We start from the raw sequence: 24,136 nt of genomic DNA on the forward strand, positions 1-24,136 counted from the left end.
TCCGCAAAAAAAGCTGAGCCTCAGCGGCCCAGCTTTTTCTCATATTTATTTCGTAGGGTTACCTATCATATATACTAGTTTACAGTCTGCAGCATATCCTCCGTTCGCTTCGTATCGCGGAGCAATATCGGCTTCAAGTATCTCCCGGTATACGATTCTTCCACCTTGATGATCTTCTCCGGTGTTCCCGTTGCGAGCACAGTCCCGCCGCCGCTTCCACCTTCCGGACCCATATCAATGATATAGTCGGCCGTCTTGATCACATCCAGATTATGTTCGATCACCAGCACAGACTCGCCGGAATCCACCAAACGGTGTAATACCTCCAGCAATCGTCCGATATCATCCACATGCAGACCTGTCGTTGGCTCGTCCAGAATGTAGAGCGTCTTGCCGGTGCTGCGGCGATACAACTCGGAGGCCAGCTTCACGCGCTGTGCTTCGCCGCCGGACAAAGTAGTTCCCGGCTGCCCGATGTTGATATAACCCAGGCCCACATCCATCAGCGTCTGCATCTTACGGTGGATCTTAGGAATGTTCTTGAAGAATTCCGTAGCATCCTCTACGGTCATTTCCAGCACATCGGCAATGCTCTTGCCTTTATACTTCACTTCCATCGTCTCACGGTTGTAACGTTTGCCCTTACATACTTCACAAGGAACGTATACATCCGGCAGGAAGTGCATCTCAATCTTGATAATTCCATCGCCGCGGCAAGCTTCACAGCGCCCACCTTTGACGTTGAAGCTGAAGCGGCCTTTTTGGAAACCGCGCACCTTGGCTTCATTAGTCTTGGAGAACAGATCACGGATATCGTCGAATACCCCGGTATAGGTCGCCGGATTCGATCTTGGCGTCCGTCCGATCGGTGACTGATCGATCTCGATCACCTTGTCGAGATGATCCAGTCCGCGGATTTCTTTATGCTGGCCGGGTCGGACCTTGATGGCTCTGTTCAATTGCCGTGCTAGGCTCTTATATAGTATTTCATTAATGAGCGAGGATTTGCCTGAGCCGGAAACTCCCGTTACTGCTGTGAACACACCCAGCGGAATCTTCACATTCACATTCTTCAGGTTATTTTCTTTGGCACCGCGGATTTCCAGCCAGCGGTCATCGGTGGGACGGCGTTTCGCGGTTACCGGAATAAACTTCCGTCCGCTCAGATAGTCCCCTGTCAGGGAATTCGGATCATCCATAATCTCCTGCGGCGTTCCCTGAGACATTACCTGTCCGCCGTGAATGCCTGCACCCGGTCCAATATCAATGATATAATCAGCAGCCATCATCGTGTCTTCATCATGCTCAACTACAATCAGCGTGTTGCCGAGATCGCGCATATGGGCCAAGGTAGAGATCAGACGGTCATTGTCTCGCTGATGCAGGCCTATGCTGGGCTCGTCCAGAATGTAGAGTACGCCCATCAGGCTTGATCCAATCTGGGTCGCCAGACGAATCCGCTGCGCCTCTCCACCGGACAAAGAGCCCGCCGCACGGCTAAGCGACAGATAGTCCAGCCCCACATTCACCAGGAAGCCGAGCCGGGAGCTGATTTCCTTGAGAATTAGGTTGGCAATCGCCTGCTCCTTCTCACTCAGCTCAATGCTTGCAAACATCCGCTCACAATCACCAATCGACAGATTGGTCACATCTGAGATATTCTGTTCGTTGATCGTAACGGCAAGAATTTCACGCTTCAGGCGTTTACCTTTGCAGACATGACAGGGCTTGGCGCTCATGAAGCCTTCAATATATTCACGGATACCGTCCGAGGCCGTCTCCCGGTAACGCCGTTCCAGATTGGGAATGATCCCCTCAAAGGCTACCATGGCATCCTTCTTCTGGCCGAAATCATTTTCGTATTTGAATCGAATCTTCTCACTGCCGGTGCCATTCAACAGCTTGGCCATTTGTTCCGCCGGCAAACTACCGACCGGCACATCCTGCGGAATTTTGAAATGCTCACAGACCGATTTCAGAAATTGCGGATAATAATTGGAGGTGCTGCCGGTCCAGGCTACAAATGCCCCCTGCGCTATCGTCATCCCGTGGTCAGGAATCAAAAGATCCGGGTCAACTACCATCTTCACACCTAGTCCGTCACACTCGGGGCAAGCCCCGAATGGGCTGTTGAAAGAGAACATGCGCGGCGCCAGCTCATCAATGCTGAATCCGCAGACGGGACAAGCGAAGCTTGCACTGAACAGCAGCTCCTCCTGGCCGATCACATCAACCAGAATCTGACCTCCGGACAGCTTCAGCGCAGTTTCCAGCGAGTCGGTCAGGCGTGTCTCTACATCATCCTTGATGACGATCCGGTCCACCACCACTTCAATGGTGTGCTTCTTGTTCTTCTCCAGTTCAATCTCCTCGGACAGATCACGCAGTTCACCATCTACACGCACCCGCACGAACCCTTGCTTGGAGATATCAGTGAATAGTCCCTTGTGCTCTCCCTTGCGCCCCGAGATAACCGGAGCCAGAATCTGCAGGCGGGTCTTCTCGGGATATTGCATAATCCGGTCAACCATCTGTTCGACGGTCTGGGATGTAATCTCAATCCCATGCTCAGGACAATGCGGATGGCCAATCCGGGCAAACAGCAGCCGTAAATAATCGTAGATTTCAGTTACTGTCCCTACGGTAGAACGCGGGTTGCGGCTGGTTGTCTTCTGGTCAATCGAGATGGCCGGGGACAACCCTTCGATCGAATCCACATCCGGTTTCTCCATTTGACCGAGGAACTGACGCGCGTACGCAGAGAGCGATTCAACGTAACGCCGCTGGCCTTCGGCATAGATGGTGTCGAACGCCAGCGATGACTTGCCGGAGCCGCTTAGCCCTGTGAGGACGACGAACTTGTCGCGCGGAATCGTCACATCGATATTTTTGAGATTATGCGCTCGTGCGCCTTTGATTACAATATGTTCGATTGCCACGGTTGATTCTCCTTCATAAATAAATTCGATCCCTCCCAAACCCTCCCTTCCAAGGGAGGGCCCCAAAGGGTTGCACCCTCTGGACACCTGCAAGCTTGGCGAATGAGCCAGGCGGTACTGTGATTAGGAGGCTGGGTACTTGGAACGCTTATCCCTGCGGGACCGCTTGGACGCCGCAATGGACGGCCCGCTATCCCTGACGGGATGTGCGACCGGGTACTAAAGTCAAAAGAGAGCTGTTCCTTCGGAATGCGCTAAGTGCAGCTGTCCCTTCGGGATGCGCAAGACCTTAAAGGCAAGTGCGAGCTGTTCCTTCGGAATGCGCAAAACCTTAAGGTCAAAGGCGAGCTGTTCCTTCGGAATGCGCAAGACCTTAAAGGCAAGTGCGAGCTGTTCCTTCGGAATGCGCAAAACCTTAAGATCAAAGACGAGCTGTTCCTTCGGGATGCGCAAGACCTTAAAGGCAAGTGCGAGCTGTTCCTTCGGAATGCGCAAAACCTTAAGGTCAAAGGCGAGCTGTTCCTTCGGGATGCGCAAGACCTTAAAGGCAAGTGCGAGCTGTTCCTTCGGAATGCGCAATAGCACAGACATATAATAGGCGAAGCCTATATTATTGAAAAAGAACGGCGTTGACAGCACCGTTCCATTTCACAGTAAAAAAGGCGCTCGGGGCTATTCAGCCCGCAGCTCCAGTAAAGCATCGCGCAGCTCGGCGGCGCGCTCGAATTGCAGGTTCTTGGCGGCGTTCTTCATCTCCGCCTCGAGGCGCTGCATCAGGCTCTGGCGTTCCTTCTTGTTCAGCTTGCCGCCGGCACCTGTAAGGTAATCAGCCTTGGACTCGGCCACCTTGGTAGCCTCGATGATTTCGCGAACCTTCTTGTGGATCGTCGTTGGCGTGATTCCATTGGCTTCATTATGGGCGATCTGGATCTCGCGGCGGCGAGAAGTCTCGCCCATCGCTTTATCCATGGAGTCGGTGATCCGGTCGGCATACATAATAACGCGGCCTTCAGAGTTACGCGCGGCGCGGCCCATGGTCTGGATCAGCGAACGCTCGGAGCGCAGGAAGCCCTCCTTGTCAGCATCCAGTATCGCTACCAGAGAAACTTCGGGCAGGTCGAGACCCTCTCTCAGCAGGTTGATCCCAATCAGCACATGGAACGTGCCCAATCGCAAGTCACGCAGGATCGCCATCCGCTCAAGGGTCTTGATATCGGAGTGCATGTAGCGTACCTTGATGCCGATTTCCTTGAAATAATCTGTGAGGTCCTCGGACATCTTCTTCGTAAGGGTCGTGACCAGCACACGCTCATCACGCTCTACACGGTCACGGATCTCGTTGATCAGATCATCAATTTGTCCTTCGGAAGGACGGACTTCAATAATCGGGTCCAACAGTCCGGTTGGGCGAATAATCTGCTGGACCATCGTCTCGCATCGTTCCAGCTCATAGGGGCCGGGGGTCGCAGAGACATAAATAATCTGGTTGACTTTCTCTTCGAATTCCTCAAATCTCAGCGGCCGGTTGTCAAGTGCGGAAGGCAGACGAAAACCATGCTCAACAAGCACGGTCTTGCGCGCCCGGTCACCATTGTACATCGCACGGATCTGCGGCAGCGTCACATGGGATTCGTCAATCACAATCAGTAAGTCATCAGGGAAATAATCCATCAAGGTATACGGGGTTGCACCCGGCTCGCGGAAGGTCAACGGACCGGAATAGTTCTCAATCCCGGAGCAGAAGCCTACCTCTTTCATCATCTCTATATCATAACGTGTACGCTGCTCCAACCGCTGCGCTTCCAGCAGCTTGCCGGCATCGTGCAACGCCGCCAGCCGTTCTTCCAGCTCACGTTCAATATTCACCAGCGCCACCCGCATTGTTTCTTCTTCCGTAACAAAGTGGGACGCCGGGAAAATAGCCACATGGTCACGTTCAGCAATCAATTCACCGGTCAGCACGTCAATCTCGGTAATTCGTTCGACCTCATCTCCGAACAGCTCTACCCGGATCGCGCGTTCTCCCTGCGAGGCCGGGAAGATCTCGATCACATCTCCGCGCACGCGGAAGGTACCGCGCACGAAATTGATATCGTTGCGTTGATACTGGATATCAACCAATCGGCTCAGCAGCTCGTTGCGAGGCTTCTCCATGCCTACCCGCAGTGACAGCAGCAGGTTGCCGTAGGCAGCCGGCGAACCGAGGCCGTAAATGCAGGATACACTCGCTACAATAATCACATCGCGCCGTTCGAACAGAGAGCTGGTCGCGGAGTGGCGGAGCTTATCGATCTCTTCATTGATGCTGGAGTCTTTCTCGATGTAGGTGTCGGAGGAAGGGATGTACGCCTCTGGCTGGAAATAATCGTAGTAGCTGACGAAGTAATCCACCGAATTATGGGGAAAGAATTCCTTGAACTCGCTGGCCAGCTGCGCGGCCAGGGTCTTATTGTGCGCAATAACCAGCGTCGGCCGGTTGAGCTTGGAAATCACTTGCGCGATCGTAAACGTCTTGCCTGTACCAGTTGCCCCCAGCAGTGTCTGCTCCTTCTTGCCCTGCCGGATGCCTTCTAATAATTCCTCTATGGCAACAGGCTGATCACCCTGGGGGGTATATTCGGACTCCAATTCGAAAGTCTTCGAACTGAGGACAAGTTCATTCATTTGCCCGTCTCCCCTCTATCGTCTAAAATATATGAATATATCATAATTGTTGGCTGAAAGTTGCTGCGGCATAATGCCAGAAAAAAATGGAATATAAGAATACCTGTTCCCGTTCATTATACATTGAAGTTTTCATCCTTGCAAACCATAATATATAGTAATTTAAGGAGCCTTAATCTATGGATATTACCTCAATCATCGGCCTTTTGGCCGGACTTGCCGCCTTGATCGGCGGTTTTCTATGGGAAGGCGGCAGCCTCTCCGGCCTGCTGCAGCTGAACGCGGCCCTGATTGTGTTCGGCGGCACGCTGGCTGCGGTTATGGTCAGCTTCCCTTCCGGCAGACTGCGCCAAGTTCCTGCAGCGCTGCGCATGGCCTTCGGCCGCCATTCGGCGGATGATGCCGCCAAAGCCGAGGAGCTCATCGCCATGGCCGCTGTTACCCGTCGAAGCGGTGTACTGACGCTGGAGAAAACAGCGGAAGAGCACCCGGACGCTTTTACCCGCGAAGGACTGCTGCTGATTGTAGACGGCACAGATCCGGACCAGGTACGGCAGATTATGGAGCTGGAAATGGACGCCAAAGAAGCCAAATATGAAGGATACGCCAAAGTCTTCGAAGCCGCCGGCGGGTACGCCCCAACCATGGGAATCATCGGCACCGTGATGGGTCTGATCCGTGTGCTGAGCAGCCTGAGCGATCCGTCAGATCTGGGCGGTTCCATTGCGGTTGCATTCGCGGCCACCCTGTATGGTGTTGCCAGTGCCAACCTATTATTTTTACCCATTGCCTCCAAAATCAAATCCCGCAGCGAAGGCCGGCTGCACAGCATGGAGATGCTGCTGGTCGGCATCCTGGCCTTGCAGAACGGGGAACATCCGCTAATGGTGCGCAAGAAGCTGAACTCCTTCCTGCCGGATGAAACGGCTGTAAGCCGCCGGGAAGCAGGAGGTTCATAATGAGACAAAGAGGGCGACGCAAGCAGCGTAATGTGGTGCCTGAGAGCCGTGACCGCTGGATGATTACCTACGCGGATCTGATTACGCTGCTGCTGATTTTCTTCGTAATCATGTTTGCCATGAGCAGCCTGGATACAGCCAAATATAACAGCGTTACCGGCTCCTTGTCAGAGACCTTCAAATCAGGTGGTTCTGTGCTGGATGGAGGAAACGGTGAGCTTGACGGAAACAAAGGCACAGAATCTGGAGGACCGGGGGTAGTTCCGGCTCCCCAGAGTACAGACTTGCCGGGTAACGGCGCAGACAGCGGCGGGACAGGCACTGAAGGCAGTGTTCAGCCCTCTTCGTCACCGGCTCCGGGCGCAGCCGCAGCAGTGGGGCCGCCATCGGAGCGTGAGCTGGCATTCCGTGAACAGGAGGCCAAACTGGCGGAGCTGGTAGGAGTCATCACACGTTATGTGGAGGATAATAATCTGGATAACCAGATTTTTGTGGCCGACAAGCCGCAGGGCATTGCCATCACCTTAAGCGACCGCTTTCTGTTCGATATCGGCAGAGCCGAGCTGAAAGCCCCTGCCCTGCCTGCTCTGACCCAGCTGTCGGAGTTGTTTGGGGGCATCGGGGCCAAGATCAGCATTGAGGGACATACGGACAATACGCCTGTATCCTCCGCTTCCCGATACAATGACAACTGGGAGCTGTCGGGAGCCAGAGCGCTGTCGGTACTGCGCTTCTTCCTGGACAGTGAAGGGCTGGACCCGGACAGCTTCCAATATGCAGGATATGCTGACACCCGTCCTGCGGCTGACAACAGTACCGCTGCCGGACAGCAGAAGAACCGCCGTGTGGAGATTATTGTGCTGCGGCAGCTGCAGGAGGAGGAATAAGCGGATTTCAGTAGAATATATACCGAAAATTCGCTTTTCCACTTCCTGTAAAAAGGAGTTCAGGACCGATGACTACCGCAAACGGAACCTCACGGGACTCCGCCCGTTTCTTAAACCGCATACAGCTGCTCTTGTCATTGCTGTTCAATACATTATTTCAAGTTTTTGCAATCATGCTGGCGGGTGGACTGGTCTACTATCAAAAGACAGACCTCACACATTAGTGACATCAATGTGCAAAGCCTGTCTTTTAAAAATATAAGATTCTTTATTCTTCTTGTTGTACTAATTACCAAAAATTACATTTAAATTATCCCTATTCGCTCAACAGCTCGCGGTAAGCCGCAGCGTCCAGCAGGCCGGCAATCGCGGCGAACTCGCCCTCAATCTCTACCTCGAAAATCCATCCCTCGCCATAAGGCTGGTCATTGATCAGCTCCGGGCTGGCCTCCAGCGCGTCGTTAATACGGGTGACCTTGCCGGAAACCGGTGAATATAATTCAGAAACGGTCTTAACAGATTCAATGCTGCCTACGCTGTCACCGGCTGTGATGGAGGAGCCTACGTCCGGGAACTCCACAAACACGATATCTCCCAACAAATGCTGGGCATGATCGGTGATGCCAATCCGCACTACCTGACCTGCTGCCTGCTGTGCCCACTCATGCTCTTCGCTGTATAGCAGGTTGTCTAACACTTCGCTCATACACTAGCCGCCTCTTTTCCAAAATGAAGTTGTAAATTTAGTTATAGCCTAAGTTATCTGGCTGCGCTATGTCAATATTACTGACAGGAAATTTAAATTTGTCGACTTTTTGACGTTTTTTTGTTGACAGCGGTACGCGATTGCCGTTTTAATGGAGTCAGCAGCATTTCATACGTTTTGCGAATGATGGCATAGGGAGAGACTGTCTCAAGAAGACGGCGCCGAAGGAGTAAGCTCTGGTTAGAGTGAATCTCTCAGGCAAAAGGACCTTTGCCGGACGCATCTCTGGAGAGCATCAGGATACGCGAGCAGCGAAGCAGCGCCCTGATCACCAACGGGGAAACCTCACCGGGAGCCTGATCCGGTGCAGGGTAACTCTCAGGTACCAAGGACAGAGCGGGAATCCAATTTATGCCATTCGGCATGATGGTTTCCGCCTGTCCTTTTTTTGTGCAGCGGCAGGTGAAGCAGCTCGATCAGATCAAAAGGAGTGAGGGAATGGAAACATTGAAGCGTACGCCATTTTATGAGCTATATTCCGCTTATGCGGATTCGAGATGTATCGACTTCGGCGGCTGGGAGCTGCCGGTGCAGTTCACAGGCATAGTGAAGGAGCATGAAGCCGTCCGCCAGCAGGCCGGACTGTTCGACGTCTCGCATATGGGCGAATTCATGTTGACGGGCAGCGGAGCTGAAGCCTTCCTGCAGCATATGACCACGAACGATGTCAGCATGCTGACCGACGGCGGGGCGCAGTATACGCTGCTCTGTTACCCAGGCGGCGGCGTTGTCGATGATCTGCTGGTCTACCGGCTCGGCGAGCACCGCTATATGCTGGTCGTCAACGCCTCCAACATCGACAAGGACTTCCAGTGGCTGGAGCAGCATCTGGACCCCGCCTTCGGCGAAGTCAGCCTCACCAATGTCTCTGACGAGACGCTGCTGCTGGCGCTGCAGGGGCCGCTGGCCGAGACGATTATGGCTGCTGTTTCCACTGAGCCGCTGGAAGGGCTGAAGCCCTTCCGGTTCATCGAAGACGCCACCGTCTGCGGCGTGAAGGTCCTGCTCTCCCGCACCGGCTACACCGGAGAGGACGGCTTCGAGCTGTACGCACCGCTGGAAGCCGCCGCCACGCTCTGGAACGGACTGCTGGCTGCAGGTGCTCCGCACGGACTGACACCAGCCGGGCTTGGCGCACGCGACACGCTGCGCTTCGAAGCCAAGCTGCCGCTGTACGGGCAGGAGCTGTCGGCGGACATCACGCCGCTGGAAGCCGGAGTCCAGTTCTTCGTGAAGCTGGACAAAGGCGACTTCATCGGCCGCGAGGCCCTGCTCCAGCAGAAGGAAGCCGGCCTTCCCCGCCGTCTGGTCGGTCTGGAGATGATCGACCGCGGCATTCCCCGCTCCCATTATCCGGTGTACGCGGCCGACGGCAGCAAGATCGGTGAAGTGACCACCGGAACGCAGTCCCCTACGCTGAAGCGCAGCCTTGGACTGGCACTGATCGATGCCGCTTATAGTGAAATCGGCACAGAGGTTAACGTGGAGATCCGCGGCAAGCAGCTGAAGGCTGTCGTGGTGAAAGCCCCTTTTTATAAGAAGACAACTCAAGGAGTGAAGCCGTAATGAAGCACCGTTATCTGCCCATGACCGCGCAGGACCGCACCGAGATGATGGAGACCGTCGGGATTACGTCCATCGACGAGCTGTTCGCCGATATTCCCCAGGCTGTCCGCTATCAGGGAACGATGCCTATGTCTGAGCCACTGGATGAATATGCCCTGCTTCGCCACATGAAAGGCCTGGCAGACAAGAATGCCGACTTCGACACCCATGCCAGCTTCCTTGGCGCGGGACTCTACGACCACCATATTCCCGTAGTCATTAACCATGTGATCTCCCGCTCCGAATTCTATACAGCTTACACCCCTTACCAGCCGGAGATCAGCCAGGGGGAACTGCAGGCAATCTTCGAATTCCAGTCCTATATCTGCGAGCTGACCGGCATGAAGGTAGCTAATGCCAGCATGTATGATGGGGCTACTGCCTTCGCCGAAGCGGCTGTTCTGGCCGCCGGAGCCACCAAACGCAAGAAGCTGATTGTCTCCCGCACCGTTCATCCCGAAACGCGCCAGGTGCTGCGCACCTCTGCGAATGCTTGGGGCCTTGACGTGGTGGAGATTGACTATAAAGACGGCGTTACCGATCAAGCGAAGCTGGCCGAAGCCATCGACGGCGACACCGCCGCCGTGCTGGTGCAGTCGCCCAACTTCTTCGGCTGCATCGAGGATCTGCGCGCGGTAGAACCGCTGATCCATGAGGTCAAGGGGCTGCTCGTGGTCAGCGCCAATCCGATTGCCCTCGGCGTGCTGGAGACACCGGGCAAGCTCGGCGCCGATATCGTCGTCGGAGACGCCCAGCCGCTCGGCATTCCGGCTTCGCTTGGCGGCCCTACCTGCGGCTTCTTCGCCGTAGCCGAGCCGCTGATGCGCCGCATGCCGGGCCGGATTGTCGGCCAGACCGTAGACCGCAGCGGCAAGCGCGGCTTCGTACTGACGCTGCAGGCCCGCGAGCAGCATATCCGCCGCGAGAAGGCTACGTCGAACATCTGCTCCAATCAGGCGCTGCTGGCGCTCTGCGCTTCCGTCTACCTCTCGGTGATGGGCAAGGAAGGCATGCGCGAGGTCGGCGAGCTGAATATCCGCAAGAGCCATTACGCGGCAGGCAGGCTGGCAGAGCTAAGCGGTGCAGAACGCTGCTTCTCCGCCCCATTCTTCAATGAGTTTGTACTGAAGCTTCCCGAGGGAAGCGACGTCAAGAAAATTAATTCCAAGCTGATCAGGCAGGGCTACATCGGCGGCTACGATCTGGGCCGCGATTATCCCGAGCTGGCCGGACATATGCTGGTTGCCGTTACGGAGAAGAGAAGCAAGACTGAAATCGACCAATTCGCAAGCGTACTGGAGGGCTGTGTATGAAGCCGGAACAAAGTCTGATTTTTGAATTAAGCCGCCCGGGCCGCTCGGCCTACTCTTTGCCGGTCTGTGATGTCCCTGAGGAGCAGAGCCTTGATACCATGATCCCGGAAGGGCTGCTGCGCAGCGAGCCGGCAGTGCTGCCTGAAGTGTCGGAAGTGGATGTGATCCGCCACTATACTTCCCTCTCCCGGCGCAATTTCGGGGTAGACAACGGCTTCTATCCGCTGGGCTCCTGTACGATGAAATATAACCCGAAGATCAATGAAGATGTCGCCCGTTTCCCAGGCCTGGCCAAGATTCATCCTTACCAGCCGGAGGAGAGCATCCAGGGCGCGCTGGAACTGATGTACACGCTGCAGAAGGACCTTGCCGCCCTGACCGGCATGGACGCCGTTTCTCTCCAGCCTGCCGCCGGTGCCCATGGGGAATGGACCGGCCTGATGATGATCCGCGCCTACCATGAGAGCCGCGGCGAGACCCGCACCAAGGTCATTGTGCCGGACTCCTCACACGGCACCAATCCGGCCAGCGCCGCAGCAGCCGGTCTCGATACGATAACCATTCCTTCCAACGAGAAGGGAATGGTTGATCTGGACGCGCTGCGGGCGGCAGTCGGCAGCGACACCGCAGCGCTTATGCTGACCAACCCGAGCACACTCGGCCTGTTCGAGACACAGATCGTTGAGATCGCCGCTATTGTGCATGAAGCAGGCGGCCTGCTCTATTATGATGGAGCCAACTCCAATGCGATCATGGGCATTACCCGTCCGGGCGACATGGGTTTCGACGTGGTGCATCTTAACCTGCACAAGACGATGAGCACACCGCACGGCGGCGGCGGACCGGGAGCAGGACCGGTTGGCGTGAAGACCCGGCTGATTCCGTTCCTGCCGCAGCCAACCGTTGCCAAGCAAGAAGACGGCAGCTACACGCTGGATTTCGGCGGACCGTTGTCGATTGGACGGGTGAAGGCTTACTACGGCAACTTCGGCATTCTGGTCCGCGCTTACGCCTATATCCGCACTTACGGTCCGGACGGACTGCGCGAGGTGTCGGAGAACGCTGTGCTGAACGCCAACTATATGATGCACCGCCTGGCTCCTTATTTCGAAATTCCATATCCAGGTGTCTGCAAGCATGAGTTCGTGATGTCAGGCCGGGGATTGAAGCAATACGGTGTGCGCACGCTCGACGTAGCCAAACGGCTGCTCGATTTCGGCTACCACCCGCCTACAGTCTACTTCCCGCTTACCGTCGAAGAGTGCCTGATGATCGAACCGACCGAAACCGAAAGCAAGGAAACGCTCGACGGCTTCATTGAGACGATGATCCAAATCGTCAAGGAAGCCCAGGAAACGCCGGAGATTGTGATCAACGCGCCACATACGACGGAGATCAGCCGTCTGGATGAGACTCAGGCCGCGCGCAAGCCGGTGCTGAACTGCTCCTGCGGGTAACCGAATATACGAAGCGGCTAATCCGCAAGTCTGTTTATAGACTTGCAGATTAGCCGCTTTTTTTCATTATAAATACCAACATGCCTGAAATGCGGAAACCCCCACTCATTGAGCCAGCTTCTTGGCAAATTGCCATCTGTCACTGACACTCATCTTGGAGTAGATGCTCTTGATCATGTTGCGCACCGTCCCTTCGCTGATGTTCAGCTCATTGGATATGTACAGCGCGCTCTTCTGCAGGGACCACAGGCCGGCGACTTCCCGCTCCCTGTCAGTTAACCCATATTCATGGAAGCTGCGCAGTTGAGAGCAGTCCGCTCCAGCCTTAGCCCATCCGCATAAGGGGGAATCACCATTGAGTATTATTGAAGCCAAACAACTGTCCAAATCCTTCATGCAGGCAGTGAAAGAGCCGGGTCTGAGGGGTTCGGTCAAACATCTGTTTGTGCCCAGACATATCAAAAAAACGGCGGTGAACGCTCTCGATCTAACCATTGAAGCCGGGGAGTCGGTAGCCTATGTAGGTCCAAACGGAGCAGGCAAGTCCACCACGCTCAAAATGCTGACCGGCATTCTGCTGCCCACCTCCGGCTCCGTAACAGTAAACGGAATCAATCCCTACAAAAACCGGATCGAAAATGCTGCCCAGATCGGAGCGGTGTTCGGCCAGCGCACCCAACTGTGGTGGGACATTCCGATTACCGAGTCTTTCTCCCTGCTGAAGGATATCTATCAGATTCCGAGCGTGGTCTACAAAGCCAATCTGGACATGTTCACCGAGCTGCTGGGGATGAACGAATTCATTCATCTGTCCGCTAGGAAGCTGTCGCTTGGGCAGCGGATGCGCGCCGATCTGGCGGCTTCCCTGCTGCATAACCCGCCGATTCTGTATCTGGACGAGCCTACGATTGGGCTGGATGTATCCGTCAAACAAAGAATCCGTGAATTCATCAAGCAGATCAATCAGCAGCAGCAAACCACAGTGATGTTAACCACCCATGATCTGGGCGATATTGAGGACTTGTGCAAGCGGCTGATTATTATCGACCACGGCTCTATCATCTATGATGGCAGTCTGGCCGAAGTGAAAGCGAATTTTGCCAAGGAACGGGTGATTTTCTTTCAGGTCGCCTCCCCGATGCCCCAGCTCTTAGAGCAATTGGAGCAGACGACGGGAATGAAGCTTACGATCCAGGGTGAACTGGAATTCTCTGTGGCTTTCGACCGGTATGAATATACGGCCAGCGAGGTGGTCAGCCGGGTGATGAAATTCGGCGAGGTGGCTGACTTCCGTATGGAGGAAACACAGATCGAAGCGGTGATCAAAAGTGTCTACGAGGGTAGCCTGGATCTTAACCTGCGCGTGCAGTGAAGGAGGGACCGCGTAATTATGGGCGTAATGAAGTTTAAAAAATACCGCAGTATAGCCAACCGTTCCTTGCAGAATATTCTGGCGTACCGGCTCTCCTACGTGATGACCCTTTTATCCAGTTTCGTCAATCTGCTGGCCGTCTATTTTCTATGGCAAGGCATATACAACGGGCGTGAGTCTCTGGGCGGGTACAGCTGGGATCAGATGAAAACGTATCTTCTGGTCACCTTTCTGGCCAATTCCATCTTGTCCTGGTATTCCGAAACGGCCATTTCAGCCAAAATTCTCGATGGCAGCGTGGCCGCCGATCTGCTGAAGCCGATTGATTTCCAAAGCGCACGCTTCGCGGAGACCTTGGGCTCCAGCCTGCTGGAAGGGACCTTGGGCATCTTTCTGATCGGATGTTTTATGATGCTCACACCGGGAGTCAAACTTCCGCATTCCCCTTGGGTCTATCCGCTATTCGGGTTCAGCCTGCTGGCTGTGATGGTGGTCAAGTTCGGGGTGGTGTATCTGGCCGCTCTGCTCTGCTTCTGGTCTACAGGCTCCCTCGGCATCGTCTGGACACGGATTGCGCTCACCAATTTAATGTCCGGGGCGCTGGTTCCGCTTGCTTTTTTCCCGGATTGGCTGGAGCGGCTGGCTTTGTGGCTGCCATTTCAGAGCATTATCCATACGCCTACAGTGATCTTCCTGCAGCAGACAGATGGCTGGGGTGCGTTGTGCCTGATCGGACTGCAATGTCTGTGGGGAGCTCTCCTCTGGTGGGCAGGCAAAAAAATATGGAGCTGGGCCGTCCGCCAGGTAACCATTCACGGGGGGTAAAGGAGGTTGGAACATGCGGTTGAAGCGCATGGTTTATTTGTACCAGAGAATGTATGTGCAGCAGCTCAAAGCTATCCTGGAATACAATAAGGATTTCTATATTCTAATGTGTTCCGCAGCGTTGACTCAGGTGCTTGGCTTCGTGTTTCTGTGGGTGATTTATGACCGGATTCCGGACATCAACGGCTGGCAGTTCTGGGAAGTGATCTTTATGTACGCGATGATCTTTCTTACAGAGGGGATCGGCTCCTTATTCTTCGAGGGCACCTGGCGACTCAGCGGGCTAGTGAACCGCGGGGAGCTGGACCGTTATCTGCTGCGGCCAGTTCCCGTTGTGCTGCAAATATTCTGTACCGGCGTCGGCATCAACGGCCTCGGCAACCTGCTGATTGGCGTTGTGATGGTCTGGCAGTCGTTCGTACGCAGCCAGCTGGAATGGTCGCCGGAGAAGATTGCCGTCATCGCAGTGCTGCTGCTGAGTGCGGTGGTGACCCGGGTGTCAATCAATCTGGCCGGTAATTCAGCAGCCTTCTGGGTCCGCAACTCCGGCAACGCTTTTCCGCTGATGGTGCATAGTCTGGCCGATCTGGCCAAATATCCGATTACCATCTTTCATCAGAGTATCCGCATATTTATCTCTACGGTGCCGCCTTATGCATTCATCAGCTTTTATCCGGCTACCTACATCTTCGATAAAAGCGGTGGCGCAAGCTGGTGGCTGCTGTCGCCGGTTGTCGCCATCGGCAGTGCGGCAGCCTCCTACGGAATCTTCCGGCTCGGATTGTCGCGTTATGAGAGCACGGGTAATTAGATTATTAGCTACAGAACAGGCCTCCCCGTCCGGTCAGCCGGATAGGGAGGCCTGTTCTGTTACTCCAATCTAATCTTAAGCTGTTTCCTGCAGCTCGGCTGGCTTCAGCGCCGCTCGGCGCTGTTTGGCTGATTTGCGGAAATAGAACAGCTCGTAAATCACCGGCACAATAATCAGTGTCAGCAGGGTGGCGGCGGTCAGACCGCCGATCACGACGATTGCCAGACTCTGTGAGACAATGCTGCCTTCCGCGGAATGCCCGAACAGCAGCGGCAGCATGGCGCAGACGGTGGCAATGGCCGTCATGAGGATCGGACGCATCCGGGTGCCCGCCGCTTCGAGAATTGCTTCGCGCACGTTCATATGCTCCTCGTTATGCTTGATCCGGTCAATCAGCACAATTGCATTGGTGACCACGATCCCGATCAGCATCAGTGCCCCGAACATGGCCGTGAAGTCCGGTGTAATCCCGGAGACCAAGAGGCCGATAATCGCGCCGATGGCGGCCAGCGGCAAGGAGAACATGATCGCCAGCGGCGCACGCAGCGTCTTGAAGGTCAAGACCATAATGAGATAGACCAGACCTATCGAGATCAGGGCGGTCATGCCCAGATCATTGAAGTCCCCGGACTGATCGGCCGATGCTCCGCCTGCAAACAGGGTTATTCCCTCCGGAAGCTTGATGCTGTCGGTCTGCTCTCTAATATCTGCACCGATTTCAGATACCTTCTTCGGATCTACTTTTGCCGTTATCCGTACATAAGGCTTGCCGTCCTTGTGGTAGAGCATCGCCGGCTGCTTGCTAACCTCCAGGGTGGTCAGCTGGGAGAGCAGCTTGGGCCCTTCAGCTGTTATTAGTGTGATGTCGTTCAGTTCCTGCTGTGTTGTTGGCTGCAGCACCGGATCAAGTACCACTGCCGCCGTCGATCCGTCCAGCTCCATCTGCCCGATCGGCAGCGGATTCAGCATCGCCCCCAGCTGCATGGCGATTTCCTGGGCGTTCGCCTTGGCCGGATCCACCTTGAAGCCAAACTCCGGTTTGGTATCCTCCATATTGCTGCTGATCTTCTCAATACCTTCTACCCCCTTCAGCTTCGCCACAACCTGCTCTGCGACAGGGGTTATCTTCGCCAGGTCATCGCCTATGATGTCGATGTACTCATTGGCGGAGCTTGAGCTCATCATACTGAATTCATTCGCAGTCAAGGTTGCTCCGGCATATTTCCCCTGCTGTCCGCGGACGAAATCCAGCAGCTCTTGGGCGTCTGCGTCCTCCTTCATCACAACCGTATAATCAACTTGGGTCACAGAACTAACTGAACCAAATTTCGCAGCATCGGCACTGTTGCCGGATTGCATGACCACTGTTTTCGACTGCGGCTGGCCGATCAGCTCCTGCTCCAGCTCTTTGCCTTTCGCAATTACCTCAGATGTGGGAACATCCGGCGGATAATTTAACTGAACCGATACATAACCGGCATCTGAGGCATCCAGAGCCGCTTTGGGCATGGAGAGATACGCGCCCACCGATCCAACCAGCAGGACCAGCCCAAGAGACAGAGCCAGCCATTTGCGGCGCAGGTTCCAGTCCAGGAAACGGGTGAACCCTCTGGATGGTTCATGCTCCTTCATGGAGGTCTTGCGCAGCAGCCATGAGCTGAGCAGCGGAACTACGGTCAGTGCCACTACCAGCGATGTGAGCAAGGAGTAGGTTACGGTCAAGGCAAACGGCAGCAGGAAGTCCTGCAGACTGCCTTTCAGCAGCCCCATAGGCAGGAACACAGCCACTGTTGCTATGGTTGAAGAGGTTATGGCCCGCGCCACCTCGGACGTTGCGGAGATAATCATCTCCACCGAGAACGGCTCCTTCTGCAGCCTGCGGTAAATATTCTCTATGACCACAATACTGTCATCCACCAGCCGCCCGACAGCCACTGCCACCGCTCCGAGTGTGATGATGTTCAGCGTTATGCCGGAGAGATCCAGCAGGTACAACGTTACCGCCAGTGACAGCGGAATGGATACGGCTGTAATCAGTGTCGCCCGCACATTGCGCAGGAAGATCAGAATAACGATGGTGGCGAACAAGGCACCGAGCAGCACCTCACGCATCATGCTGTTTACGGAGGTTACCACCATATCGGAGGTATTGATCAGAGTTCCAGCCTCCGCATTCTTGTAGGTTGTGTTGATATCATCCACAGCCGCCTGCACTTCTGCTCCAACGTCTACAGCGTTGGCACTGGCTTCCTTCATCACAACGGCAACCAGCACGTCCTTGCCGTTCGCACGGCTGATGCTCTCCTGCTGCTTATTCAGCCCTACACTGGCGATATCCTGCAGCTTCACTCCGGGCAAGACTGGCAGCTGCTTCAGTGTCTCCAGACTGTCAATGGAAGAGAACACGTTGATGCTGCCTGTCTCGCCGCCGATGGTCTGCTCTCCGATCGAGGCTGCCACATTGCGTCCCTGCAACAGGCCTGTCACTTGGGTAGTGGAAACTCCCTTCTCGGTCATCTGCTGCAGATTAAGCTTCACGCTAACCTGTGGAGCCACCTTGCCATATAACGCAACATTGGATACCCCTTTTATCTGCTGGAGCTGCGGCAGAATGTTCTGCTCGACCAGATCCACATTCTCTTTCGTCAGCCCATCATCAAAAGCCAGCGTGACCTGGGAGACCGGAATCATGGAAGTATTCAGCTGCAGAACATAAGGATCCATTACCCCTTCAGGCAGCTGCAGGGCTGTTACCGCCTGGCTGACCTCTTGTGCCGCAGCTTTCATGTCCGTACCGCCTTCGAAATAAATCTCCACCTGGGCATACCCGTTGCCGGAGGTCGAGAGCTGCTCTGTCTTGCCTTTAATCAGTGAAGTCGCCGTTTCAATCTGCTGCGTCACCTTCGTCTCCATCGTATGTGCATCCTGCCCTGGCCCGAGAGCCGTAACCGTAATTACCGGGCTGTCTGCCTCCGGCATCAGTTCCATCGGCAATGAAGTATAACTCATGTACCCCACCACAAGCGCCATCAGGACCAGCAGACTCACGGCACTTTTATTGCTGAACGACCATTTGGTTAACCATTTCATTTCTTTACGATCTCCTTCCACCCCATCAGTCTTCTGTACCCGCCATTCTTTTGCTTGGTGCTCTTATGTATGTTTGGCATTTACTGGATTAAGTTTATTCTCATTTGTCATCCGTCAAAACAGCCTACCGGCGGGTTCTTATCTACGACCTTAGGCGGGGAACGTCCCTCTACCTGGAGTTGGCGTTGGCACTAGTGTAGAACAAACCGAGGAGAGTACGTCGATCCTATTCTTAAAAAAAACAAAAGCTGCCCCAGCAGCCATTTCATGGCTTACGGGACAGCTCCTGGATCATATCTGGTTGGTCAGCAAACCACCCTCATTCATCAGGTCTCTCTGCTGCCGGCACCGGCTCACGGAACATGAGCTTCAGCAGTGGCGGAGTTGCGAGCGTGGTGACAATTACGACAATAATCACTGCCGTGAAATATTGCGGAAGCAGTAGACCGCTCTGCAGTCCGGTTGCTGCGATAATCAGGGCCACCTCACCGCGCGAGATCATCCCTGCGCCAATAATCGCAGCCGAGCGGCTGGAGAAGCCGGTCAGCCGTGCGCCGAGTCCTCCGCCAAGCAGTTTCGCCAGCACAGCGATTACCGTAAGCACAATGACGAAGCCCAGTTGCTGTCCTACGCCCTCAAAGGATACGCTGAGGCCGATGCTCACAAAAAAGACCGGCACAAACAATGAGTACGCGACCGGCTCCAGCTTGGATTCCACTACGTGCTTAAACGGAGTTTGTGCAACGGCAATTCCGGCAGCAAATGCCCCGATAATGCCGGCCATGCCCAGCCATTCGGCGAAATAAGCGAAGCCGAAGCAGAGGATCAATGCCGCCGTAACCGTTGCTTCGCTCACCCGGAGCGGAGCCATCCACTTCATCACCCGGGGCACCACGAAGATGCCTGCAGCGATGGCGGCCGCGAAGAACAACAGCTTTTTGCCGATCAACAGTCCAATGGATACCTGCTCCCCCGTTCCGAAGAAGCTCATCAGCACCGCCAGCAGTATTACTACCAGGATATCATCAACAACCGCCGCTCCCAGAATAGTCGAGCCTTCACGCGAATTCAGCTTGTTCATATCCTTCAGCACCTGTACCGAGATGCTAACAGAGGTCGCACTGAGCACAACACCCATAAACAAGGCATGATGATAATCGAAGCCGAACAGCTCCCCGGCAGCAAATCCGCCCATAAAGGGTAGAATAATCCCACCGACTGCTACAGCAAAGGCAGACTTCCAGTTCTTGCGCAGCTGGTCCAGATCCGTCTCCAGTCCGGCGATAAACATCAGCAGCAGCACGCCGATCTCAGACATGTAATGAATAAACTCTCCATCCTTCACCCAGCCCAGTACCGCAGGCCCCAGAAGAATACCGACGATCAGCTTGCCCAGCACCGCCGGTTGCCCCAGCCTCACAGAGAGATCTCCGGCCAGCTTAGTAAACAATAAGATCAACAGCAAATACAGGATAAATTCCATCTTCCCACTCCTTCTTAACCGGCTCAGAACCCTTGCCAAGGGCCGCTTTAAACCGGAAAACGGCAAAAAGGAGCCCTTGGTGACAGGCTCCTCCAAATAACAATGAAATATGCGGTTAAACAATATAATACCAGTATAACCTTGTTTAGAATTGTTGTAAACTGTGCAGCCCATTCCTATTTCAGGTAGAACACCTCACGCAGCGGCACCATCGGCACACTGTCATTGAAGTCAAACGAACCCTCCACCATCTGCGAGGTGATCGCATTCCAGCGGTTGCAGGCATCACTCTTGGCGATATAGGCGAAGGCCGCCTCCGTATCCTCACATTCGAAGCAATAGAAGAACTGATTGCCGTTCTGAAAGATCGAATAGTTCGAAATCCCGGCCTTGCTATGCTCCTCCATGATCTCCGGCCAAGGCTCCAAGTGCATCGCCACGTACTCCTCCAAGCATTCCTCTTTAACCTTCCACGTCCAAGCCAGCTTGTTGCTGCCCATCCTCTCATCCTCCTACTGGTAGTGTCACCATCCCAGCCCCTGTAATGGCTGATATCGCTTTCATACACAACAAGCCCAATTATAGCATGATTCCTAGTCCTCAAACAGCTCCTTAAGTACAGCCTTCCGGTTCTCCAGGAATCGGCGGGTAATCAGATAATGCATCGTTTCCTCATAGCGAATGCGGCCCACAGGATGGGTATCGAAATCAAAAATCTGCGCATCGGGGTAACCGAGCAGAATCGGGGAATGGGTAGCAATGATAAACTGGGCTTCATGCTCCAGCTCCTTGATGATCCGCAGCAGGGACAGCTGACGGACAGGAGACAGCGCTGCTTCCGGCTCGTCCAGCAGGTAAATCGCTTTTTTGCCAAACCGGTTGGTGAACAGCGACAGGAAGGCTTCGCCATGCGACTGCTCATGCAAGGAACGTCCGCCATAAGAACCCAGACTTTCCGGTACCGTATCCAGATAAGAGGCGAAATGGTAGAAGGTCTCGGCACGCAGAAAGAAGCCGTTCGTAATCTTGGGCAGCCAGGATAATCTTATACTCCGCCCAAGCACCGAATCAGCGGCATCCACCTCATAATAGTTGTTTCTGCCCCCACCTGCCGTGTTGAACTCACATTGATAAGCTATGGCTTCTAGCAGGGTCGACTTGCCTGATCCATTCTCTCCCACCAGAAAGGTCACGTTCCCGTCAAAAGACAACGTGTCCAGCTCCCGGATCGCCGGGATACTGAAGGGATATTCCTGAGGGTTATACGTTGGGGTGCGAAGAAGCTCCAAGCTGCGTAAGAACATCTGCGTCCAACCTCCATTTCTATTCTATATCGATCCCTCCCAAACCCTCCCTTCCAAGGGAGGGCCCCCAAAGGGTTGCACCCTCTGGACACCCGCAAGCTTGGCGAATGAACCTGGCGGTACTGTGATTAGAAGGCTGGGGTGTAGGAGCGCTTATCCCTGCGGGACCGCTTGGACGTCGCTGGGACCGGCCCGCTATCCCTGACGGGATGCACGTCTGTGGCTAAGGTCAAGGGCGGGCTGTTCCTGCGGAATGCGCAAGATCATTATACAACAAGAACAACTTCGCGATTCGTTATATCGCTGATCTAATCTTCCTTACGCGCTGATTCCTGCTTCGCTTGGCCGAAGAATGGCGGAGCCGATGGCGAGCAGTATAGCAGCCATCAAGCCCAGCACCGCAAAGGGCAGCCACAGCTCATTCCAGCCGCCGCCGGTGGCGGCCACGTCAATGGCCTGTATGGCCCACTTCTGCGGAACGAAATTTGCTGCCTTCTGCATGTAATCCGGCATGATGGACAACGGCCAGAAGCAGCCGCCCAGCATACATGTCGGAGTCAGGATGAGCGCATTCATCATCCCCGCATTATTCGGGTTGCGGATCAATCCGGCCACGGTGCTGGCCAGCCCCATCGATACAAGCATAAACATGGCCAGCACCAGAAAATACAGATACATTGGAGTTTCATAATCATATCGCATCACCCACCGGCCAAGCATAAGTACAACCATAATCTGGATCAGGCCTACCATGAAGCTGCCCAGAAAGTTGCCCAGGGCAATCTCGTGGGCCCGCACCGGGGCGCTGAACATCCGCATCATCGTCCGTCCTCTGCGGTCATCCATAATCAGCGACACGGAGCTGGTCACCAGACCCATCAGGAACAGCAGTGTCAGGCCGGTTACAATTCCCTGCCCTTCGCGGGGGTAGAGATTATAGTCTGTCCGGGTGCTGCCCACCCGATGCTGCTCTGCCTGCTTCAGCAAGACAGCAAGCTTCTCGTGGGGCTCCCCCGCTTCTGCTGCCGGCATGCCGGCCAAGGCTGCAGAGCTCTGCAGCTGGGAACCGATCGCTTCCAGCTTCATGCGCAGCATAATGGAGGCTTCCGACGCCTTCAGCTCATAAACGGTAAGCTGCGCCGATTCTCCGGCCAACAGTCCTTGCGTATAGTCTGCCGGTATGACAATTCCAGCCTCGCCTTGCTGATTGGTGATCGCCTCTTTCAGTTCAGCCTCATCCGCAGCCTCCACCAGTTCGTAGCCTCCGGCAACCTGCAGCTCCTCCAGCAGGTGGTCTCCTCCCGGGGCATGATCGGCGTTGACGTATAATACGGTGGCCGGCTCTGGTCCCATTTTACCGGTGACCGCCACAATTCCGGCCACAACGAAGCAGGGCAGGATAATAAATGCCAGGAAGCCTTTCTTTGAACCGATACTTCTGCGTACCATGTTCCAGCTGATTGCAAGAATCTTATTCATGATAACCCACCTTCCGGTATGCGGCCACCGCTATGCTGATCATCACCAGGCAAATCAGCGCCATTGTTCCCAAATGAGGCATAATCGTTGATACGTCGGCATGCAGCATCATGCGCAGAATCGCCTGCATCGCCCAATGATTCAGGGTAAATGCCCCTATCGAATTCACAAAAGACTCCGGAAGCGGAACCATGCCCCCGCTGATAAAGGTCATACATACAGTGAGGACGCTGACGACACTTCTGGCACCGGCTCCCGTCTTGCTGAACATCGAGATGATGATCGACAGCATCATGGAAGCCACAATCATCAGCAGGCAGAACAGCGCCAGCAGCAGCGGCTGGTCACCCCAATGTACCCCGAACAGCAGATGGGTCAGGATGATAATGGCTGCATTCTGCAATACAGTAACCGCACCGACTCCGAGCATTTTACCGATGAACAGCTGCGAACCCTTGACCGGCATCGAGTTGATGCGGAAGAGTGTGTGATTCTCCTTCTCGTTAAAAAGCGACGTTGACACAGTCAGCCCGCTGTAGAGCAGAAACATCAGCATCATCGACACCGCATAATATTGCGAGGAGGTGTATCCAGTCCCCTTCTCCCCCAGCTCACCCAGCTTCACTGAAGCCGTCTCCGCAGCGACCGGAGCTGCTGCCGACAGAACGGCAGGCCCTAGCGTTACAGCTGCCGCCTGCCTGTAATTGACGGTGCTGAGATAATTATCAAAGACAGTCTCCACCACCAGATTGTCCGTAGGGTTCTTGCCGAGTATGAATTCAAGCTTCGCCTCTCCGCCGCTCTGCACACGGCTGTCGAAATCAGCCGGAATTACCACGGCATAGCCGTATTTGCCGCTGCGTAGCCCGCTCTCCGCCGCTTGCCTGTTATCCGTCTCCACCGGTACAACCATTTGCCGCACTTCAGCATTGCGCAGGAATTCGGAGATCATCGCCGAACCGTCGATCCCTTTAGCGGACAGATTAACAATAGCTACCCGCACCTTGTCGATCGTCGGAGTAGGTTGATCGCCCATCACTCCCGAGAGTGAAGCGCCGAGCAGAAAGATCAGCACCAGCGGCAGCAGGAACATGTTGAGCACCATCGAGCGTGACTTCATCAGCCTGCGCAGTTCATAGATCATAATGGTCCAGATGTTAGCCAAGATGATTCCCCTCTCTT

At 54.7% G+C, this 24,136-nt stretch carries 21 protein-coding genes and 1 riboswitch; of the genes, 9 read left to right on the plus strand and 12 right to left on the minus strand.

The features are described from left to right. Positions 1–74: 74 nt before the first annotated feature. From uvrA to uvrB, 3 genes are all read right to left on the minus strand, one after another. Positions 75–2,939, minus strand: a complete 2,865-nt coding sequence (gene uvrA, locus B9T62_RS28910; RefSeq protein WP_087920466.1) for an excinuclease ABC subunit UvrA — start codon at positions 2,937–2,939, stop codon at positions 75–77. Between the two features lie 225 nt (positions 2,940–3,164). Further along, positions 3,165–3,530, minus strand: a complete 366-nt coding sequence (locus B9T62_RS28915) for a hypothetical protein (protein WP_169834449.1) — start codon at positions 3,528–3,530, stop codon at positions 3,165–3,167. Between the two features lie 81 nt (positions 3,531–3,611). After that, positions 3,612–5,603, minus strand: a complete 1,992-nt coding sequence (gene uvrB, locus B9T62_RS28920) for an excinuclease ABC subunit UvrB (protein ID WP_087918412.1) — start codon at positions 5,601–5,603, stop codon at positions 3,612–3,614. A gap of 179 nt (positions 5,604–5,782) precedes the next feature. Between uvrB and B9T62_RS28925 the strand changes: the two genes are divergently transcribed. From B9T62_RS28925 to B9T62_RS39570, 3 genes are all read left to right on the plus strand, one after another. After that, positions 5,783–6,562, plus strand: a complete 780-nt coding sequence (locus B9T62_RS28925; RefSeq protein ID WP_087918413.1) for a flagellar motor protein — start codon at positions 5,783–5,785, stop codon at positions 6,560–6,562. After that, on the plus strand, positions 6,562–7,449 hold the full coding sequence (locus B9T62_RS28930) for a flagellar motor protein MotB (protein ID WP_087918414.1): 888 nt from the start codon (positions 6,562–6,564) through the stop codon (positions 7,447–7,449). The genes B9T62_RS28925 and B9T62_RS28930 overlap by 1 nt, the downstream gene beginning before the upstream one ends. 68 nt (positions 7,450–7,517) lie before the next feature. Further along, positions 7,518–7,673, plus strand: coding sequence for a hypothetical protein (locus B9T62_RS39570; RefSeq protein WP_157794051.1), 156 nt, complete (start codon positions 7,518–7,520; stop codon positions 7,671–7,673). Between the two features lie 92 nt (positions 7,674–7,765). Here the strand turns inward: B9T62_RS39570 and gcvH are convergent, their stop codons facing one another. Beyond that, complete coding sequence (gene gcvH, locus B9T62_RS28935; RefSeq protein WP_087918415.1) at positions 7,766–8,155, minus strand: glycine cleavage system protein GcvH; 390 nt, start codon at positions 8,153–8,155, stop codon at positions 7,766–7,768. A gap of 183 nt (positions 8,156–8,338) precedes the next feature. Then, positions 8,339–8,435: riboswitch (glycine riboswitch) on the plus strand. Continuing rightward, on the minus strand, positions 8,410–8,580 hold the full coding sequence (locus tag B9T62_RS39575; RefSeq protein ID WP_157794052.1) for a hypothetical protein: 171 nt from the start codon (positions 8,578–8,580) through the stop codon (positions 8,410–8,412). (Overlaps the previous riboswitch by 26 nt.) 73 nt (positions 8,581–8,653) lie before the next feature. On the opposite strand from B9T62_RS39575, the gene gcvT reads away from it, so the two are divergent. The 3 genes from gcvT to gcvPB are packed head-to-tail and all read left to right on the plus strand — an operon-like array spanning position 8,654 to position 12,590. Next, entirely contained in the window at positions 8,654–9,781 is a 1,128-nt protein-coding gene (gene gcvT / locus B9T62_RS28940) for a glycine cleavage system aminomethyltransferase GcvT (RefSeq protein ID WP_087920467.1), read from the plus strand. Then, positions 9,781–11,133: an aminomethyl-transferring glycine dehydrogenase subunit GcvPA gene (gcvPA, locus tag B9T62_RS28945; protein ID WP_087918416.1), complete on the plus strand. Its 1,353-nt coding sequence runs from the start codon at positions 9,781–9,783 to the stop codon at positions 11,131–11,133. Before gcvT ends, gcvPA begins: the two co-directional genes overlap by 1 nt. Continuing rightward, complete coding sequence (gene gcvPB, locus B9T62_RS28950) at positions 11,130–12,590, plus strand: aminomethyl-transferring glycine dehydrogenase subunit GcvPB (RefSeq protein WP_087918417.1); 1,461 nt, start codon at positions 11,130–11,132, stop codon at positions 12,588–12,590. The genes gcvPA and gcvPB overlap by 4 nt, the downstream gene beginning before the upstream one ends. 105 nt (positions 12,591–12,695) lie before the next feature. Here gcvPB and B9T62_RS28955 read toward each other — a convergent pair whose 3' ends face one another. Beyond that, positions 12,696–12,965, minus strand: a complete 270-nt coding sequence (locus B9T62_RS28955) for a helix-turn-helix transcriptional regulator (RefSeq protein ID WP_157794053.1) — start codon at positions 12,963–12,965, stop codon at positions 12,696–12,698. Between B9T62_RS28955 and B9T62_RS28960 the strand changes: the two genes are divergently transcribed. The 3 genes from B9T62_RS28960 to B9T62_RS28970 are packed head-to-tail and all read left to right on the plus strand — an operon-like array spanning position 12,946 to position 15,598. Further along, entirely contained in the window at positions 12,946–13,962 is a 1,017-nt protein-coding gene (locus B9T62_RS28960; protein ID WP_087918419.1) for an ABC transporter ATP-binding protein, read from the plus strand. The genes B9T62_RS28955 and B9T62_RS28960 overlap by 20 nt on opposite strands. An 18-nt stretch (positions 13,963–13,980) precedes the next feature. Beyond that, complete coding sequence (locus B9T62_RS28965; RefSeq protein ID WP_087918420.1) at positions 13,981–14,787, plus strand: ABC transporter permease; 807 nt, start codon at positions 13,981–13,983, stop codon at positions 14,785–14,787. Between the two features lie 13 nt (positions 14,788–14,800). Next, positions 14,801–15,598 carry an ABC transporter permease gene (locus tag B9T62_RS28970; RefSeq protein ID WP_087918421.1) on the plus strand — a complete coding sequence of 266 codons (798 nt, stop codon included), beginning with the start codon at positions 14,801–14,803 and terminating at the stop codon, positions 15,596–15,598. Between the two features lie 75 nt (positions 15,599–15,673). Here B9T62_RS28970 and B9T62_RS28975 read toward each other — a convergent pair whose 3' ends face one another. The 6 genes from B9T62_RS28975 to B9T62_RS29000 form a co-directional block, all read right to left on the minus strand. Further along, the gene (locus B9T62_RS28975; protein WP_087918422.1) at positions 15,674–18,688 is read right to left on the minus strand and encodes an efflux RND transporter permease subunit; all 3,015 of its coding nucleotides are present in this window, start codon (positions 18,686–18,688) and stop codon (positions 15,674–15,676) included. Between the two features lie 319 nt (positions 18,689–19,007). Beyond that, positions 19,008–20,171 (minus strand): cation:proton antiporter, encoded by a 1,164-nt coding sequence (locus tag B9T62_RS28980; RefSeq protein ID WP_087918423.1) that lies wholly within the window; start codon positions 20,169–20,171, stop codon positions 19,008–19,010. Positions 20,172–20,347: 176 nt separating this feature from the next. After that, positions 20,348–20,671: an L-rhamnose mutarotase gene (locus B9T62_RS28985; RefSeq protein ID WP_087918424.1), complete on the minus strand. Its 324-nt coding sequence runs from the start codon at positions 20,669–20,671 to the stop codon at positions 20,348–20,350. A gap of 93 nt (positions 20,672–20,764) precedes the next feature. Continuing rightward, on the minus strand, positions 20,765–21,475 hold the full coding sequence (locus B9T62_RS28990; RefSeq protein WP_087918425.1) for an AAA family ATPase: 711 nt from the start codon (positions 21,473–21,475) through the stop codon (positions 20,765–20,767). 318 nt (positions 21,476–21,793) lie between these two features. Further along, entirely contained in the window at positions 21,794–22,954 is a 1,161-nt protein-coding gene (locus tag B9T62_RS28995; RefSeq protein WP_087918426.1) for an ABC transporter permease, read from the minus strand. After that, positions 22,947–24,119, minus strand: a complete 1,173-nt coding sequence (locus tag B9T62_RS29000; RefSeq protein ID WP_087918427.1) for an ABC transporter permease — start codon at positions 24,117–24,119, stop codon at positions 22,947–22,949. The genes B9T62_RS28995 and B9T62_RS29000 overlap by 8 nt, the downstream gene beginning before the upstream one ends. Positions 24,120–24,136: the final 17 nt, after the last annotated feature.

It is taken from the genome of Paenibacillus donghaensis (assembly GCF_002192415.1).
Lineage (GTDB): Bacteria > Bacillota > Bacilli > Paenibacillales > Paenibacillaceae > Paenibacillus_AQ > Paenibacillus_AQ donghaensis.

Bases quoted from the DNA above. Each gene is read 5' to 3' on its own strand.
- B9T62_RS28930 (WP_087918414.1), top strand. From the start codon at position 6,562: ATGAGACAAAGAGGGCGACGCAAGCAGCGTAATGTGGTGCCTGAGAGC.
- B9T62_RS28980 (WP_087918423.1), bottom strand. From the start codon at position 20,171: ATGGAATTTATCCTGTATTTGCTGTTGATCTTATTGTTTACTAAGCTG.
- gcvPB (WP_087918417.1), top strand. From the start codon at position 11,130: ATGAAGCCGGAACAAAGTCTGATTTTTGAATTAAGCCGCCCGGGCCGC.
- B9T62_RS39570 (WP_157794051.1), top strand. From the start codon at position 7,518: ATGACTACCGCAAACGGAACCTCACGGGACTCCGCCCGTTTCTTAAAC.
- B9T62_RS28975 (WP_087918422.1), bottom strand. From the start codon at position 18,688: ATGAAATGGTTAACCAAATGGTCGTTCAGCAATAAAAGTGCCGTGAGT.
- B9T62_RS28970 (WP_087918421.1), top strand. From the start codon at position 14,801: ATGCGGTTGAAGCGCATGGTTTATTTGTACCAGAGAATGTATGTGCAG.
- uvrB (WP_087918412.1), bottom strand. From the start codon at position 5,603: ATGAATGAACTTGTCCTCAGTTCGAAGACTTTCGAATTGGAGTCCGAA.
- B9T62_RS28965 (WP_087918420.1), top strand. From the start codon at position 13,981: ATGGGCGTAATGAAGTTTAAAAAATACCGCAGTATAGCCAACCGTTCC.
- gcvPA (WP_087918416.1), top strand. From the start codon at position 9,781: ATGAAGCACCGTTATCTGCCCATGACCGCGCAGGACCGCACCGAGATG.
- gcvH (WP_087918415.1), bottom strand. From the start codon at position 8,155: ATGAGCGAAGTGTTAGACAACCTGCTATACAGCGAAGAGCATGAGTGG.
- B9T62_RS28915 (WP_169834449.1), bottom strand. From the start codon at position 3,530: ATGTCTGTGCTATTGCGCATTCCGAAGGAACAGCTCGCACTTGCCTTT.
- B9T62_RS28985 (WP_087918424.1), bottom strand. From the start codon at position 20,671: ATGGGCAGCAACAAGCTGGCTTGGACGTGGAAGGTTAAAGAGGAATGC.
- B9T62_RS39575 (WP_157794052.1), bottom strand. From the start codon at position 8,580: ATGCCGAATGGCATAAATTGGATTCCCGCTCTGTCCTTGGTACCTGAG.
- B9T62_RS28925 (WP_087918413.1), top strand. From the start codon at position 5,783: ATGGATATTACCTCAATCATCGGCCTTTTGGCCGGACTTGCCGCCTTG.
- B9T62_RS28995 (WP_087918426.1), bottom strand. From the start codon at position 22,954: ATGAATAAGATTCTTGCAATCAGCTGGAACATGGTACGCAGAAGTATC.
- gcvT (WP_087920467.1), top strand. From the start codon at position 8,654: ATGGAAACATTGAAGCGTACGCCATTTTATGAGCTATATTCCGCTTAT.
- B9T62_RS28990 (WP_087918425.1), bottom strand. From the start codon at position 21,475: ATGTTCTTACGCAGCTTGGAGCTTCTTCGCACCCCAACGTATAACCCT.